The 15616-nt window shown below is 51.1% G+C and carries 11 protein-coding genes and 1 tRNA gene; 5 read left to right on the top strand and 7 right to left on the bottom strand.

The genetic code is table 11. The features are described 5' to 3' along the window. Positions 1-141 precede the first annotated feature (141 nt). The 5 genes from BN3659_RS00910 (at position 142) to BN3659_RS00890 (ending at position 8939) form a co-directional block, all read left to right on the top strand. Positions 142-3069: a hypothetical protein gene (locus BN3659_RS00910; protein ID WP_141682441.1), complete on the top strand. Its 2928-nt coding sequence runs from the start codon at positions 142-144 to the stop codon at positions 3067-3069. Positions 3070-3094: 25 nt separating this feature from the next. Next, a complete protein-coding gene (locus BN3659_RS00905) occupies positions 3095-4534 on the top strand; it encodes a DUF5723 family protein (RefSeq protein ID WP_091533810.1) in 1440 nt (479 codons plus the stop codon). 749 nt (positions 4535-5283) lie between these two features. Beyond that, a tRNA-Leu gene (locus BN3659_RS00900) sits at positions 5284-5367 on the top strand. A gap of 331 nt (positions 5368-5698) precedes the next feature. Further along, positions 5699-8503 (top strand): UvrD-helicase domain-containing protein, encoded by a 2805-nt coding sequence (locus BN3659_RS00895; RefSeq protein WP_171847668.1) that lies wholly within the window; start codon positions 5699-5701, stop codon positions 8501-8503. A 7-nt stretch (positions 8504-8510) separates the two neighbouring features. Beyond that, positions 8511-8939: an HRDC domain-containing protein gene (locus BN3659_RS00890; protein WP_141682440.1), complete on the top strand. Its 429-nt coding sequence runs from the start codon at positions 8511-8513 to the stop codon at positions 8937-8939. A gap of 56 nt (positions 8940-8995) precedes the next feature. Here BN3659_RS00890 and BN3659_RS00885 read toward each other — a convergent pair whose 3' ends face one another. The 7 genes from BN3659_RS00885 to BN3659_RS00855 form a co-directional block, all read right to left on the bottom strand. After that, complete coding sequence (locus tag BN3659_RS00885; RefSeq protein WP_253181047.1) at positions 8996-9622, bottom strand: hypothetical protein; 627 nt, start codon at positions 9620-9622, stop codon at positions 8996-8998. Then, positions 9603-10097, bottom strand: a complete 495-nt coding sequence (locus tag BN3659_RS00880; RefSeq protein ID WP_091533803.1) for a hypothetical protein — start codon at positions 10095-10097, stop codon at positions 9603-9605. Before BN3659_RS00880 ends, BN3659_RS00885 begins: the two co-directional genes overlap by 20 nt. 324 nt (positions 10098-10421) lie before the next feature. Beyond that, on the bottom strand, positions 10422-11849 hold the full coding sequence (gene mobV / locus BN3659_RS00875) for a MobV family relaxase (protein ID WP_091533802.1): 1428 nt from the start codon (positions 11847-11849) through the stop codon (positions 10422-10424). A 226-nt stretch (positions 11850-12075) separates the two neighbouring features. Then, positions 12076-13038, bottom strand: a complete 963-nt coding sequence (locus BN3659_RS00870; RefSeq protein WP_091533801.1) for a toprim domain-containing protein — start codon at positions 13036-13038, stop codon at positions 12076-12078. 191 nt (positions 13039-13229) lie between these two features. Next, positions 13230-14453 carry a primase-helicase family protein gene (locus tag BN3659_RS00865; RefSeq protein WP_091533799.1) on the bottom strand — a complete coding sequence of 408 codons (1224 nt, stop codon included), beginning with the start codon at positions 14451-14453 and terminating at the stop codon, positions 13230-13232. Continuing rightward, entirely contained in the window at positions 14443-14772 is a 330-nt protein-coding gene (locus BN3659_RS00860; RefSeq protein WP_224757887.1) for a helix-turn-helix transcriptional regulator, read from the bottom strand. The genes BN3659_RS00865 and BN3659_RS00860 overlap by 11 nt, the downstream gene beginning before the upstream one ends. Before the next feature lie 117 nt (positions 14773-14889). After that, on the bottom strand, positions 14890-15612 hold the full coding sequence (locus tag BN3659_RS00855; protein ID WP_091533798.1) for a hypothetical protein: 723 nt from the start codon (positions 15610-15612) through the stop codon (positions 14890-14892). Positions 15613-15616: the final 4 nt, after the last annotated feature.

The following is a 15616-nucleotide window of genomic DNA, read 5'->3' as shown; positions in this document are numbered from 1 at the left end:
TAGCAATAATTCTGCAAAAACATGTCGTCGGGCAGCCGGATGCGGTGCTGTGGAAAAGGGATGAAAAATTATTCGAAAAGTCTTTGCGTGTGATATATTTTACCTATTTTTGCGGCGTAAAACAACACCCTAAATTAAAAAATGAGAACACTACGACCCCGCGGACAGGCCCTCCGTAAGCGAAGCGCATGTCTGCTCGTCGCTGCGACACTGGCCTTCGCTTCCTGTGTGGACGATGCCTACGATCTGAGCGACATCAGTTTGAAAATGACACTCGGCGCCGACGGCGTTACGTTGCCGCTCGGCAAGATCGAACAGCGCACGGTGGATTCTCTGATCGCGGATAAGAATATCGGGAATCTCGTCGCCGAAGACGGCGTCTATGCCTATCGGCTCGACAGTACGATCTTCGAAACCATCGACGCCATCGAGGTCGACCCGATCCGGAACGTCTTTCCCGAAATCGATCCCTACCTGTTTTCGTTTTCCGAATCCGCTCTGCCCGAGACCTTCAGCGTGAAGGGCGTGGATAATCGGACTTCGTTCGCGCTGCCGTCGCTCGGTTTCGGCAACAAAGCCCTCGACGGCGTGGACATCGCCACGCCGCTTTCGGCGGATAAATATATAGGTACGACCGTGCCGGCGGGTCAGCCCATCGAGCTGCCCTCGCTCGACGAGCAGGACTATCTGGCTTTCACCGTAGATGAAATTCCCGACGACATCGGCGCCGTCCGCCGGCTCTGGTTCCGCGGTCCGGGGTTCGGTACGCTGATCCGCATGCATTTCACGCTCGGCGCGCTGGCCGAAGCGGTCGACGGAGGCCGCGTGTCGTTCGAACTGACGCTTCCGTCCACGTACGGTCTGCAACTCGTCGACACCTACGGCGGCACGGCCTCCGTCAGCGGAGGGACGCTTCGCGTGGAGGACTATCCGCTGACGGACGGCAGCGTGAGTTTCGTTTTCTATCTCATCGACCGCACCGTGGACGAGGCGATTTCGGCGGACCGGACGCTCGACATCCGCGACGAAATCCGCTATAAGTTCAGCTATTCGGGTACCTCCAACGGAAACCGCGTTCCTGCGGGCGACGAACCGCTGTTCTCGCTCGAAATCATTCCCGTGGTCGCCGATGCCGAGGTCGTTACGAATCGGATCGTCTCCGAACCGACGACTACCGACTTCGATGTGCCGATCGAGGTCGAGGGGCTCGACGCCGTTACGCGCGTGGATTATGTGGCCTTTACGGACGATGCGTCGAATGTGCTCGTTCTCAATGCTTCGCACTCCGATATTCCGCTTCGGAGCGATGTGCGCGTATGCATCTATTTCCCCGAGACCTATGTATTCGCTCCGGGCGTCGAGGGGCTCGACGGTCATGTGATGACCACTACGCTCGAACGTCTTGCCTCGGCCGGCGGAGTGAGCCTTCCGCTCGAAGGCATCCGCTTCGAGGGCGACGAAGCCGTCGTGCGCAACGGCGTGCTCAGGGCCGAGCGGACGATCGAGGCGGTCGTCATGCCCGATTTCCCTTCCGGAACCTATCGGTTGTCGGAGATCGGAACGGCCGACGAGGTGCAGGTCGATTTCTCGATGCGCGATACCGAACTCAAGATCGACCCCGAGCGGTGCGAAATGACGGTGGGCTTCACGGAGCCGATCGACATCGTGCAGGAGATCGACGAAACGTTCGACGTCCCGGCCGAGGTCGCCGCCATCTCCTTCGCCGCGGTGTGCGACGGGGACACGGGCGAAACGGCGACGGTCGCAGTCAGCCTCGAAATCGAGGATCTGACGGTAGACGAGCTCTACTTCGACGATATAGACATCATGCTGCCTCCGTTCCTCGAAGTCGACCATCCGGATTACGATGCGGAGACCCACACGGTGCATGTCGACCGCGTGAAATACGAAGGCCGCCGGACGACGATCGCCCGCATTCCGGTGGCGGGCGTGAAGGATGTGCCTGTGAGCGGGAATGCCGACGGCAAGACGGCCGCTCTTGCGGGCGAGGTGCGCATCAAAGCTGCGGTCAATGTACCCGACGGCACCGACATGGACGGTGTCGCCTCCGAAACGATCACGCTTCTGCCGGAGGTGTCGCTGCCGACGCTCGAAATCACCCATGTAACCGGTACGGTCGATCTCGATCTGAAGAAATACCTCGAACCGACCGCGATCGATCTGAGCGACATCCGCGAATCGCTCGGCGAACAGAATATCGAGATCAATCTGGTGGCGCCTCAGATCGCTCTTGCGGTGAGCAACCCCGTGGGGATCGTCATGGTAGGCGACATCGTGATGCAACCCTATGATTTCTCAGACCGGAAGCTCGACCCGATCGTCGTGCGGGATGTACGTGTCGAAGCTGCCGAGGGAGACGATCCGCGGATCACGCGCCTCTATATCACCGATGCCGAGGCGGCTCCCGAGGGCTACACGTTGTGTCGTGTCGAGGATCTGTCGAATCTGGTGAAGATCATTCCTTCGAAGATCGACGTCGAATTCGATCTTCATGTGGACGATGCCGAGGAACAGAGTTTCGCCGTAACGGGCGAAGATTATCCGTTCGACGTCGACTATTCGATCCGGATTCCGCTGGAATTCAGAGATGGAGCTTCCGTCGACTATACCGATACGGAGGATGTGGACGATACGTTCGAGGACATCGGCGATTACGACATCACAGCCGAAGACATCCTCATCGAACTCAACGCGCGCTCGACGCTGCCGCTCACGCTTCGCCTCTCCGCGGAGTTCCTCGATGCGGACGGCGGACGGCTCGACGACATCGAGGCTGCGGTGGACGGTGAGGTCGAGGGATACGATCCCGCCTCGGAGCTCGAATACCGCGAATCGCAGATCCATATCCGCATGAATATCGAGAAGGGCGAGATCCAGCGTCTGCAAAAGGTGGCGAAGATCCGTTATCGTTTCACCGGCGAGGCCGTGGGGGCCGGAGCGGCTCTGAAGCCCGACCAGTATCTCTCGGCCGACATGAAACTGATTCTCAAGAAAGGCATTACGTTCGACCTCGACGAACTGATGTCGAACTCGGATGACGACGAATAACCAAGCAATCCCAACGGACAATCACATGAAACGTTTTCTGATATATACGATCATCGCTGCGGCGGCCGTCTGTGCGGCTTCTACGCGCGTACAGGCCCAGATGAAAAGTTCCTATTTCATGGAAGGTTCCATTCCGAGGCTCGACATGAATGCCGCCTTCGTGCCCCAGAGGGGGTATGTCAATATTCCCGTGGTCGGCAATCTGGGGTTCGGACTGAACTCGAATTACCTTTCGGTGAAGAATTTCCTCTATCCCAACCCGGAAGGTTCGGGGCTCGTAACCTTCATGCACGGATCGGTCGATGCGTCGGACTTCCTGTCCCGCATGCGCAACCGCAACCATCTGAACTTTTCGGTGCGGGACAACATCTTCGGGTTCGGCGCTTTCGCAAAGCGTTATTTTTGGTCGTTCGGCCTCAATCTGCGGTCAGAGACTTCGATGACGATCCCCAAGGAGTTTTTCGAAATGGCCAAGCGGTTCAATGAGGGGACCTACGATCTCGGCGGGTTCAATCTCGAAAGCGACAATTACCTCGAATTTGCCGTAGGCTTCGCCTTCCCGGTCCGCATCCTCGAAAAACGGGTCGATGTCGGATTCCGCGCCAAGGGGCTGCTGGGAGCGGCACATGCCTCGATGAACATAGAGAGCATGCGTGCGAGCATCGACGGCACGGAGTGGAGAGCCGATATGCAGGGTACCTTTACGGGCAATATCACGGCGATGGATTTTTCGCGCCTGCACGGGCAGATGAATCTCGCGGAAGTTTTCGATCCGGAAAACCGGGAGTTTTCGATGAAGCGTATCGGGAGCTGGGGCCTTGCGTTCGATCTGGGTGCCGAGACCCGTTTTCTGGACGACCGGCTGAAAGTGTCGCTGGGCGTCAACGACATCGGATTCGTCTCGTGGAGCAAGAAAAGCGCCGTTACGGGTACTTTCGACAATCTGTCCGTATCCTACCGCGGTTATAATTTCGATGCCAAGAAAGGCGAGGACGATATTTACTTCGACAGCCCGGACAGCGTGATGGTTACGATCGGCACTCCGAAGGCCTCCACCCGCATGCTGACGGCGACGCTCAACGTGGGCGCCGAGTACAACATCCTGCACGAAGCCATCGGTTTCGGTCTTCTCTCCCAGACCCGCTTCTACAGCGACTACACCTCCACCGAGCTGACCGTATCGGCCAATTTCCGGCCTTCTCGCTGGTTTACGGGTACGCTCAGCCACACGCTCGTGCAGAACCGGCTGGGCGTTTTCGGCGTCGCGTTGAACGTGCATCCTTCGTGGATCAACCTCTTCTTGGGGATGGACTACGTGGGATTGCGTTATGCGAAGAGCCGCGATTCGTCGCTGATGCTGCCGCTCGGCATGAAATCCCTGAATTTCTACTTCGGTCTTGCCGTCCCGCTGTCGAAACCCAAGGCGTGCGGTAGATTCCCCGATCGGACCAAACGCTGCCGGTAGCCGTCGGCCGGGCCGCAGGACCGCGATCGCCGGGAGGATGCACCCTCGAAAAAACGATCCGGCAGCCTCCGGTACGGGGACGACCGGATGAAGTATGGGAAAATCGGGTATCCCGACCGATTTCTGCTTGAGATTCGGGGCTGTCCGACAAATCTTGGACAGCCCTTTTTTATTCGTACTGTCATACGGGAGTTTTCCCGAACGGGCGATTTTCGAAGGGTTTATAAAACTTGTTAGACAGCCCCACTTCCGATGATTTCGAGGAGCCACGGAAACTCGTGCAGCGGGGGATAGAACGTGCGGACGGTCTTTGTCGCAGAACCCGGGGCGGCGGTCCGTGCCTGTGCGGATCGGCGCTATACGCGGAGCGGCCGGGCGATGCGTTCGATTTCGTGCCGGGAGGATGCCGCGGTTCTCCGTGCCGTGCGGGTGCCGGCCTGTGCGTTCGTGCGCCGGCGAGAGCTTCGTGCGATCCGACATGCGGCGGTCGGCGGCGGTTCGTCGCGAGCGATTCGGGCGACAGAAGGTGTCGTCTGCCTGTTTCCATCGGGGGGGGGAGAAACACTGTCCGCGGTTGTCCGTTTCCGCATTTCTTTTCGTGCGCGGGTCTCCGGACCGAACTCGGAACACGCTCCTCGCAATTTCGAAAAATTCACCGGGAACTGGAAAATTCGGAAGCGAAGAATTGCATATTGCAGAATTTTCGTTACATTTGCACTCCCGATTCCCGTATTTTCGACATACGGTATGCCCGGATGGCGGAATCGGTAGACGCGTTGGTCTCAAACACCAATGACAGCAATGTCGTGCCGGTTCGACCCCGGCTCCGGGTACTTTTGAAAAATCCCAAATGATTTATAAACAATCATTTGGGATTTTTATTTTACTCGTTATGTCCGCATTTTGTCCGCATTTTCTGTGAAGTCGAATAAATAAATGAATTTTATCAAATTATTTTTCAATACATAGCTTTTAATAGGGTCAGAAGTCACACTTCTTTGTTGAATGCAGGGATTTATGCCTCACGAATAGAATTGAATGCTCAATTTTAATCAATTTACCTGTTTATCTGTATCTTTGTAAAGCAAACAGTCAATAAGGCAAATGGGAATAGCGAACTTTATAAAAAATATAGGCCGGTATAAAACAACGGTCTCTACTGCTATGCCAAATATAGATTCTGCGGATTATCCTGCGGAGTATGCCAGAACTATAGCATTTAACAAGGCATTCAAGGACTTGCTATCCCAAGACAAATTTATAGCCCGAAGCGATTACAAGCATCTTGTTGAACAATACCGAGATTTATCACAATCTTACGCAACACTCGTACAATCGAATATACTGAACGAGTATGTCGCCAAGCACAATCTCGATATCGAAACTATAAACTACTTCCGAACGATATTCGACGAAATTGCAGACCTCGCAGCAGAATCGCCGATGATTCGCAAACACAACGATGCGTATGTTGAGCATCATATCGAATCGGAGAAAACCTATCTCAATAATATCCTCAAAGCGTGCGATCCGGCCATATCGCTCGATAGAGAGCAACGCGAAGTGGTGCTTTCAGAAGAGGATCATACGCTGGTAATCGCAGGAGCAGGAGCTGGTAAAACGACCACGGTCGCGGCCAAAGTGCGATATCTCGTAGAAAAACGAGGTATCGATCCGGCTCAGATTTTGGTTATCTCCTTTACCAATAAGGCTGTTGAAGAACTTCGCGGACGTATCAACGGCAATCTGGGCATACCGTGCCCAATCAGTACATTCCACTCCGTCGGCTATACGATTTTGCAACAAGGTGAGGAAGAGCGTAAAAAGATCGTCGAGGGCGGGTATATGTACACGGTTATCAACAACTATCTGAAATCGTCCGTGTTACGCAATCCTGAGGTAGTGGACAAATTGATTCTCTTCTTCGGCTCCTATTTCACCGCCCCTTACGAAGGAGAAAAGCTCAATGAATATTTCCAGTTCGTCGCCAAAACGGACTGCTCGACCCTGAAAGGCAATCTACACGAATACATTCAACGTATCGTCGATCGCAAGACTTTGAAAACGCAGACGTTGAATAACGAGGTTTTACGGTCAATGGAAGAGGTGCGGATCGCCAACTTCCTATATATGTATCAGATAGAATACGAGTATGAACCGATATACCAATATCCTATTCTCGATGCGAACAAGCCCTATACACCCGACTTCCGCATAAGGCAAGGCAATAAGATTTCATATATCGAACATTTCGGGATAACCGAAGACCACAAAAGCGACCGCTATACACAAGAGGAGTTGGAGAAGTATATCTCCCGGATCAACGACAAAAAGGAGTTGCATCGGAAGCATAAAACCGATTTGATATATACCTACTCGCAATACGCCGATGGACGGGACTATCTGCTTCATTTGCGAGAGCTGCTCGTTGCGCATGGGTACGAGCTGAGCAAACGTCCGACGGAAGAGGTCTACAAAAAATTGGTCGAGACAGAAGAGAGCAAATACATCACGCGCTTGACTTTTCTGCTCTGTACCTTTATCAACAACTTCAAGACACAAGGCTACGGATTCGAGAAGTTCGCAGAGTTCAAGGCTGCGAATAAAAACGTCCGAACCAAATTATTTCTCGACATCTGCAAAGTTTGCTACTATGAATACCAAAAAGTATTGGCGGAGCAGCATTGCATCGATTTTCAGGACATGATTAACGAGTCGGCCGAGTTGATTCGCCAAAAGCGTATCGACAAGGAGCAGCTCGATTACAAATATATCATCGTAGACGAGTATCAGGATATTTCGCGGCAACGTTATAATCTTATCAAAGAATTGTCGCAGTTGTGCAACGCCAAAATCATGGCTGTAGGCGACGACTGGCAGTCCATCTATGCGTTCAGCGGTTCCATCCTCCCGTTGTTTACCCGATTCTGCGAAGCCGTCGGTTATGGGCAGGAGTTGAAAATCACCCGCACCTACCGCAATGCGCAGGAGATAATCGACATTGCCGGAACATTCGTGCAGAAAAATTCGGCGCAAATCAAAAAGGAGCTCATCTCTCCGAAGCGAATCACCAATCCGGTTATCATCTATCCGTATTCCGAAACTTTCGACAAGGGGAAAGAACGGCCGGAAGGTGGCAAGTACCACTATTTGGGAATCGCCGTAAACAAAGCCATCGAAGAGATATTGGAGTATAATGCAGCCGAAAGAAAACCCCGTGTCGCATCTATTCTCCTGATAGGTCGCTACGGATTCGATGCCCGGAATCTCTGCTATTCCAAACAATTCAACTACGACGAAAAAACAGGGAGAGTTTACTCTGTAAAATACGGGAACAAAATCAAATTCCAATTTTTGACTGCCCACAGCTCGAAAGGATTGAGTGCCGATAACGTAATTATCATTAACGCAAAGGATGAAATCTACGGCTTTCCGTCGAAAGTAGACGACGATCCGGTGCTGAACTTGGTCGTATCGAACGATACCTCGTATAACTACGCCGAAGAGCGACGGTTGTTTTATGTGGCACTTACCCGAACCAAAAACCGGGTGTTCATTGTTACTCCCGAAAAACGCCCCTCGGAATTTATCAAGGAGTTGTTGAGCGATCCGAAAAGTTATCCCAATGTTACGCTGCAAGGAGAGTTGAAAACCGATCTATCCATCTCGAACATCGTAAAAGATCGCTGTCCTATCTGTGGCTATCCGATGCAACTGCGGTGGAACAAGAATTATGGACTGCGACTGTGGATTTGCACCAACGATCAGGAAATCTGTGGCTTTATGACTAACGACAAGCGCGGCGGTGAACTCTCCATTCAAAAATGCGATTGGTGCAAAGACGGGTATTTGGTCGTAAAGAAAGGGCGAACGGAATATATTTTAGGGTGTACGAATTATAAACCGGATAAAGTCAGGATGCGGTCGGCTGCTCAGTCAGGAACATTATCGTGCATGGAGAAAGGATGACTTCGGCGTGGAAGATCTGTCGAAAGATAAACCTGCTTATTTCCGTATACCTGAATCTTCCACTGCGAATCCGCAAGCCCCCGAAATGATTCCAGTGAAAACGAACACCACGAGAAAAAGTGCTGCGGTACACACGATCGGTCATTCGGAACGGATGATCGAGAAAGACGGGTTCAAAGTGATTGTAGATACGAATGGCAGTTTGCTTACCGATATGGATTTGCTTGTTAGGTTGAAAGCTTTAAGACAAACTCTTGCGCAAGAAGAGAATCTTCCGGCATATTGTGTTCTTACGAATGATGTTTTATCGCGATTAGCAACCGATAAACCGACAACGCGCGAAGAATTCGTTGAAATAAAAGGCATTGGGGAACAGCGTTATAAACGATTCGGCGAACGATTCATTGCTGAAATCAAGAAACATATCGAATCGTAAATAAAGAAACAGCGTTGCAACGACTCGCAACGCTGTTTCTTCCACAAGATCATATCTTACAAATCGTCCATTGCCGCCGAACGGACTGTATCCGTATTTATCTTATCGTAGTATTTGAGTAAAACGAAACACTGTCCGAAATCACCTTTCTGCAAAGATAATTGGATGTCCCCTTTCGAGGTTTCAAATGTTGTGTACCACGTACACCGGTCCATCATCAATTCATGCAGTTTCTCATTATTCGTTTTTGGGGTAATTCTTCCTTGAAATTGTTCTACAACATCTGCCGGTTCGCCGTATTTTTGAGTTAGCATGGATTTAAGGTGGTCGTAATCGCTTTCGAGAGAACTCCAATCGTCGTGAGAGGGAAATATCACACCGATTGTACTAACTACATTTACAGCTTTCAGCGTGGACACGCCGACCGTACAACTTTTGAAACCAGCGAAATCGCCTTGCAGGATAGCTGTGCCATCTTGCGTTCCAAGATATGAAAATCCAGCGGTTTTCATTTTCGACACATATTCGTTGAGTGTTCCATTGATAGGTACTCCTTTGAAGGATAGATGCTCCGATTTGTCTTGCGCCGATGAAATAAGAATTGTGTTTGCAAAAAGCAATAAAGAGATTAAACGTTTCATGATAAGATTGGTTGTGTCGTTTTTATTTTGTAAATAAACCATCTAATGCGCGCTTTATCGCTTGACGAATATCATCCGCTTCGGTCGAACCCTGTCCCTCTGCGGTGCAGGAGCAGAATATTTCGTGCGTATACGCCGATATGAATTGAATCGTTACCTCTATCGTGTATCCCAGTCCTCGATTTCGTCTGCCGCTTTCGCCATAGTTTACAATCAACGTTTCCTTTGCTAATTCGGGATTCAGTTCGGGTAATATTACATATCCCTTTTGAATTAGCATTCCCGCAATGACATCGCTGGGATTGACGCTTCTTGTGGTTGATGAACTGGATATATAATATTGTCCGCCAAAGGTGCTGCTCGTGCTGGAAATCAATTCTTCTGTCGGTGAAACATAGACATACTTGAATGTTTCTATCGGAGCATTTTTTACGATTACCGGAGTTCTGAGCGGAGCACAAGCATTCATCAATAAAACGAGGCAAATAGCTGAAGCTAATTTTTTAAGGGTATTCATATGTAGCCTGTTGCGGTTCTCCAGCTCCACAAGAACCTTTTATAAAACACGAAGCGTGGAACTGCGATGCCACGTTCTAAGTCGGAGGTCGTAGGAATAACCTTTATTCAGAGATGTGGTAACAGCAGCCCACGCTATACGCGTGAGAACCATTACGCCTTTCTCTCTGAATAGTCTTGAATTTCCTACGTTCCCGACTTCGAGATAAGCATAACGCTTCTTTTCAATATGTTTGGAAAGAGTTTCCTCTATCCCCAACAAAAATAATGAAAAACTTCGGGAATCAGATATTTCCACTCAAGTTTTTAATCAATTCTATAAACTCTACAGTTTCAATTCCTTTCCGCTATGCTCCGATTGAATGTAATGTTGTAGTTTTATTGTTTGCTCTCTGAACCACCTGATGATAGGCATCCCGTCTATTCTGAGCGTGAATTTGCGGCTGTTTGTTTCGTCGGGTACAATCCGTGCGATTACATTCTCGGTTTTGAATCGCCTTCGGTGTGTTTTGGAATAGAGCACACCGCTGTATTTGAGAGGTTTACCCTTGATAAGCGTTTCTGTCTGCTCGTCGTTGAATCCGACCCTGCGGCAAAGTTCGTCCATGCGCAGCATTTCGCGGAAACGAGGGAACCATGCCAGTGCCTTGCGAACGACCGATTGAAGAAAAGATAAATCCTTTTCATACTGTTTCTTTATGTTCGCAGCCTCGGTTAAGTGTCGTGCCTGCATGGACATCAGTTCTCTGCTATGGTCGTTCTGCATGGTTGAAATTTTTGTTTGTAAAGTTTCGATCGCTTCGTCGCGTGCGGCGACCTCTTGCCGCAATGCTCCGATTTCCTGCTCCTGCCGCTTGACTTTCGAAGTTCCGATCATCGACACGATACCGTCGAGAATGGTCGTGCCGACCTCGGCCGCAGAGTTTTTTAACCGCTCGGTTTTCAGCTCCCCTTTTACTGCGTTCAGTTCGGCTGTGGTTCGATGTAGTTCTGCGCGTGCCGTCTGTTCCTGCTTCGTAGCATATTCGACAGCTTTGCGCTTCTCCTCCTCGATGTGGAGCAGTTCGCCGATATTGTCCTGCAAATTCTGCTGTCGGGCTATGGCATTGCGATAGAACTCCTGTGTCGTGACGTGTCGGGCTTTCGAGCCGTCAATACCTCTTTGCAAGCCGTATTTGGCCATTGCTATGGCATAGGTATCTTGGTACTCTTTCAGCTTGACACGCGACATTACGTCATCGGCACACAACCGAGGCCGTGCAGCAGATTTCGTGCGGTATCTCCGCTTGTTAGGTTCGTCGGTCTTCTTCTCGCGGATTTTGCGACGTTCGCCCGTAACGATAGGGACGACCGCCGCGTGGATATGCGACGTCGCTTCGTCCATGTGCAATACAGCCGAAACGACGTTTTCGGCTCCGAACGTTCGCCGCAGCCACTCGAGGTTATCGGCACACCATGCTTTCAAGCGTCCCTCTTGGACGATGTGTTGCATATCCTCCTGCGTGCCGGTCAGCATGACGCGGATTACCCGCACTTGATTCGTCCCGATTTTACGGGTAGGTCCGGCATGTTCGAGCCGATGGTTGATCGCCTCCGTTCGGTCGGCGACGCCCTCCGGAAATCCGACGAGTTCCTCGTTCAGATAGGTCAGCTCCGGCACGGCGTTCGGCGGCATCTTGGTACGTGCGATATGGGCGGTCATCGGTACTTCGTTGTCCGGCGACTTATCCAAATGCAATACGACATATCCCATGATTCAGTAATAATTTTGCGGTTGATGATTTCGGTTGTCGGGTTTTCGACCGCATGAGCGGTCGGCGGACGGAACGGTCGCACGGGGTTTCCAAAGGGTCGCCCTTTGGCCTATTGGGGCTTTTTCAGCGTCGGCGTGCCGATGCGTTGAGAAAAAGCCCTAATAGGCTATGGCTTTTCTGTGAAGGAAAAGCCGCGGACGCGGAGCGGCCGAATGGTGGGCGACGTTAAAACTTACAGCTGCGCGACCGCCGGTACTCTTTCACGGAACGACGGCTTCGCAGGTAGTCATTCAAGTCGTTGTGCGGCCGATAGTGAACGGACTGGTCGGAGAGGTTGCGGCATGCCTCTTTCAATTCGGCGGTCGCCTTTCGCCCCGCCTCGTCGTGGTCGAGGTAGGTATAGACCTGTTCGTGCGACGCGATGAACGGAACGGCTTTGACAAGATTCGTTACCGAGTTCAGCACGGCGATATTGTACGGTGGGGTCGGGCTGCGTTTAAGCGTTAGAAATGAAAGGTAGTCCATAAATCCCTCGAAAACGAGGCAAGAGGGATAATCCCCACGTCGGGTCGTCGGGTCTTTCGACGTGCAACCTTTGAAATAGCGGCTGCGCAGTTCCCAACCTCCGACATCGTTGCGGAATCCGACGGCGAAATAGGATTTGTCCGCCACAAGATAATCAACCTCCGAACAATGTACCCGCGCTGTATCAAGGTCGATACCTCGTTCCGCAAGGTAGTCAAGCAATGCGGAATTTTCCAGCAGCCGCACTTTCTCAACGATAATTGAGGGTGGACGCTGCGGGGCAGGATTCTTTCCGATGAACCGACGCTGCGGAGCGAGAGCAAAGCAATTTTGAATTGCTCTGACGAGCCGCGAGGAGGAAAAGCCCGAAGGGCTTAAAGAAGAAACGGACATCCCGTCGATGTGTCGTTCCAGCCGCTGTATGGCCTCCCCTGCATCGCACAGCTCCATGCGCATCACGAGGTCGATAATCGAACCGCCCTCGCCCAGTCCGAAGTCATACCATAAGTTCTGCTCGTAGTCCACTTTGAAGCTCGGCGTATGTTCTTCACGCAACGGTGAAAGATAAAGGCCGTATCGCGGATTATCTTTGGTCGGGTACAAACCCCGTTCGGCGAGGTAATAACGAATCGAAATCTGTTTTATATGTCGTATGTCAGCCATCTTTTCTGTAAGTTTGTTGAAAAATTGTTACAATGCTCAGTGAAATAAAAAGTTATACGTCTTACATCTTTCTTACACTCGATTTCAGCCGTTAGAGTGTAAGTATTTGTTGGACGTTGTAAGAGTTTTTGTAGGATACGTAAGTCTTTAAGAATAAAAAGCCTATATTTCTATCCTTACATTCTTACATACTACATGATCGAATCGCACCGTAGCAGTTCATAGAGCAGTTCACGTGCGACCGTATAGACCCTTGCCGTCTTGCTTTCCTGCTTCGTTATTTCACCGTTGTAAGTAATCGTGTAACGCTGGTAATAGGTTGGCCGTGCAGGCACAAGTCGCCAATTCTCCGAGAGAATCCGTCGCACGGTCGGATGATCCGAACGGATACCGCGTACCTCCAGCATATTCACCATGTCGCTCACGTCGAAACGATACTCCGCAAGAGCCTCGGCCTCCATAATATCGCGGATAATCGACAACATCTCCGCCTCGGTTTTACTGCGGTTGTAGTGGATGATCCGGCGCAACGCATCGGTCGCCAGCAAGCGCGGAGAGAACCACATGCGGCTCTCTTCGCGGGTAGACAGTTTACGATGAAGCAGAAAGAACAGAAAACCCGGCAATTCATGCCGCATATCGGAGAGCAGATTTTGGTTGTCATGCGTTAAAGGCGGCACACGTCGCACCCAATAACGAGTTTCTCCAGCTTCGATCAAAACGGGATTGCGCTCATTGTTGGAGCACAATACGAACTTGCCGAAAAACTCCACCTCCCGACGGTCGCGCCCTTTTGCCTCGGCCTTATAGCTTCGTGCGGTAGATAGGTTCTTAATCCGCTCGGAATCCTCGCGGCGGTTCAGCAACACTTCGTCCACACAGACCAGCAGCTTACCCGTCCAGTCGTCGTTGAACTGCGAACGGAAATCCTCGTTGGTGTTGAATGTTACGTTACCCTCGAAGAGCAGTTTCAGGAAATTGAGAAAGGTGGTCTTTCCCGTGTTACGTTCGCTCGACACCAGCAGTACGATCGGCAGACGTTGCAACGGACGCAGGTAGAGCAGTTGCAAATAATCCAAGCCCAATTCGATCTGTTCACCGAAGATATGCCCGAGAAAATCCCGGTTATGCGGAAACTCGCCCTCGGCGGGCACGGTCGAAATCGGTTCGTAACGATTCAGAAAACCGTGAATCTCCCGATGATAATCCGTATGGCTTGGAATGGTGCAGAATCCGTCGTACTTCGGCACTTGTGCAAGATAGTCCTTGCCGTAATCCTGCCGCAGCGTCTCAACATTCCACGGAATCAGTGTTTCGACGCTCCGGCCGTTACTCAACGGCATCAGTACACGTTTGAGGATCGTCGTACCTACACGCAAGTAGGGAACCCACTCCGTTTCATCTCTACCTTTCATCGCGGCCTCCTTTCTTTCCAGTGCGTATTGCCTCGACATCCGCGCGTCTGTAACGCTTCCGTCCGCCGAACGGATAGGATTTGACATACCCGGTCTTCTCCCAGCACCAAAGTGTCGAAGAGTCGATCTTTAGAAGTGCCAATACCTCCTTGCGCGAGAGGAACTCTTCTGTCGTCTGTTCTTGTGCAACAGGCCTTGCGCCTTTTGCCGCTTCGTTGAAAATCGCTCTCAAATCGTCGAGCGTCACCGTCACGCTGACGTTTGCCCCCGACTCCAATAAATCCCTTAAATTCATAATTGAAATTTTTAGGTTAAACATGGATTTGCGGTTTCCGTCCAATCGGAACCGGGGCAAATAAAAAGGGAGATTCCTCGGAGAACAAAAACACTCGTCATCTCCTCGCAATCTCCCGTAAATATCTTATTCAGGTGATTTTCAACCGTCGTGTTCGGCCATATATTTCGGAATATCCGCTATGTTGGGAATGATAAATTGCCGTGTCTGCGGGGAGTAGAGTTTCCCTTTGATGTAGGAACCCTCCAAATCGGCAAGCGGAGCAAATGCGGATTTCAGCCATGGCACGACCTCCTGTTTCGGTCGTCCGAAATAGTGTGCCATGTTCCATCCGAAATGGAATAGATCGGCATTTTTCAACTTTTGCGGACGGATAGGAGCAAGTTCTGTCGAGCCGGATTCCTGCAACGCATAATACTCGATGTAGCGATCGAGCCGCACAAGTTCATCGGAAGTGATGTAGGGACCTACCTCTCTATGCGCATAACGTCGGAACAGTTCGATCTGTTCTTTCTGCCGTTCGAAAAATCGTTTGTCTACCTCCTGCTTGATTTGCTCAATGTCCATATCCGAAACATGATCGGCAGGTTCTGTAATTTTTGCTTCGACGGCAGGGGCATTCTTTCGGGTAATTTTCGGGAGAATCTTGTCAACAACGAAATCCGCCACGCTGGAAAATGCCGCCATGACGGTCAGATAGAATATCGCGCAGACACCCATTACGATTATGAAAACGAGATTCGCCGTACCCGTATCCGCGCCTTTCGCCAAGATCACGAACCGCGCGATCATAGACACGAGCAATCCGACGACAACGACTATCGCCAGCAGAATTGCATAACTGTTGATCTTGCGGAAATCCATTGCA

Origin of the sequence: Alistipes sp. CHKCI003 (assembly GCF_900021155.1) — a bacterium.
In the GTDB taxonomy this organism is placed as follows: Bacteria; Bacteroidota; Bacteroidia; order Bacteroidales; family Rikenellaceae; genus Alistipes; species Alistipes excrementavium.
This window is presented reverse-complemented; position numbering and strand designations above follow the sequence as displayed.

Excerpts from the sequence above, each read along its gene's own strand:
- BN3659_RS00880 (WP_091533803.1), bottom strand. The coding sequence starts at position 10,097 with ATGAATACCCTTAAAAAATTAGCTTCAGCTATTTGCCTCGTTTTATTG.
- BN3659_RS00870 (WP_091533801.1), bottom strand. The coding sequence starts at position 13,038 with ATGGCTGACATACGACATATAAAACAGATTTCGATTCGTTATTACCTC.
- BN3659_RS00855 (WP_091533798.1), bottom strand. The coding sequence starts at position 15,612 with ATGGATTTCCGCAAGATCAACAGTTATGCAATTCTGCTGGCGATAGTC.
- mobV (WP_091533802.1), bottom strand. The coding sequence starts at position 11,849 with ATGGGATATGTCGTATTGCATTTGGATAAGTCGCCGGACAACGAAGTA.
- BN3659_RS00860 (WP_224757887.1), bottom strand. The coding sequence starts at position 14,772 with ATGTTTAACCTAAAAATTTCAATTATGAATTTAAGGGATTTATTGGAG.
- BN3659_RS00895 (WP_171847668.1), top strand. The coding sequence starts at position 5,699 with ATGCCAAATATAGATTCTGCGGATTATCCTGCGGAGTATGCCAGAACT.
- BN3659_RS00905 (WP_091533810.1), top strand. The coding sequence starts at position 3,095 with ATGAAACGTTTTCTGATATATACGATCATCGCTGCGGCGGCCGTCTGT.
- BN3659_RS00910 (WP_141682441.1), top strand. The coding sequence starts at position 142 with ATGAGAACACTACGACCCCGCGGACAGGCCCTCCGTAAGCGAAGCGCA.
- BN3659_RS00885 (WP_253181047.1), bottom strand. The coding sequence starts at position 9,622 with ATGGTTTATTTACAAAATAAAAACGACACAACCAATCTTATCATGAAA.
- BN3659_RS00865 (WP_091533799.1), bottom strand. The coding sequence starts at position 14,453 with ATGAAAGGTAGAGATGAAACGGAGTGGGTTCCCTACTTGCGTGTAGGT.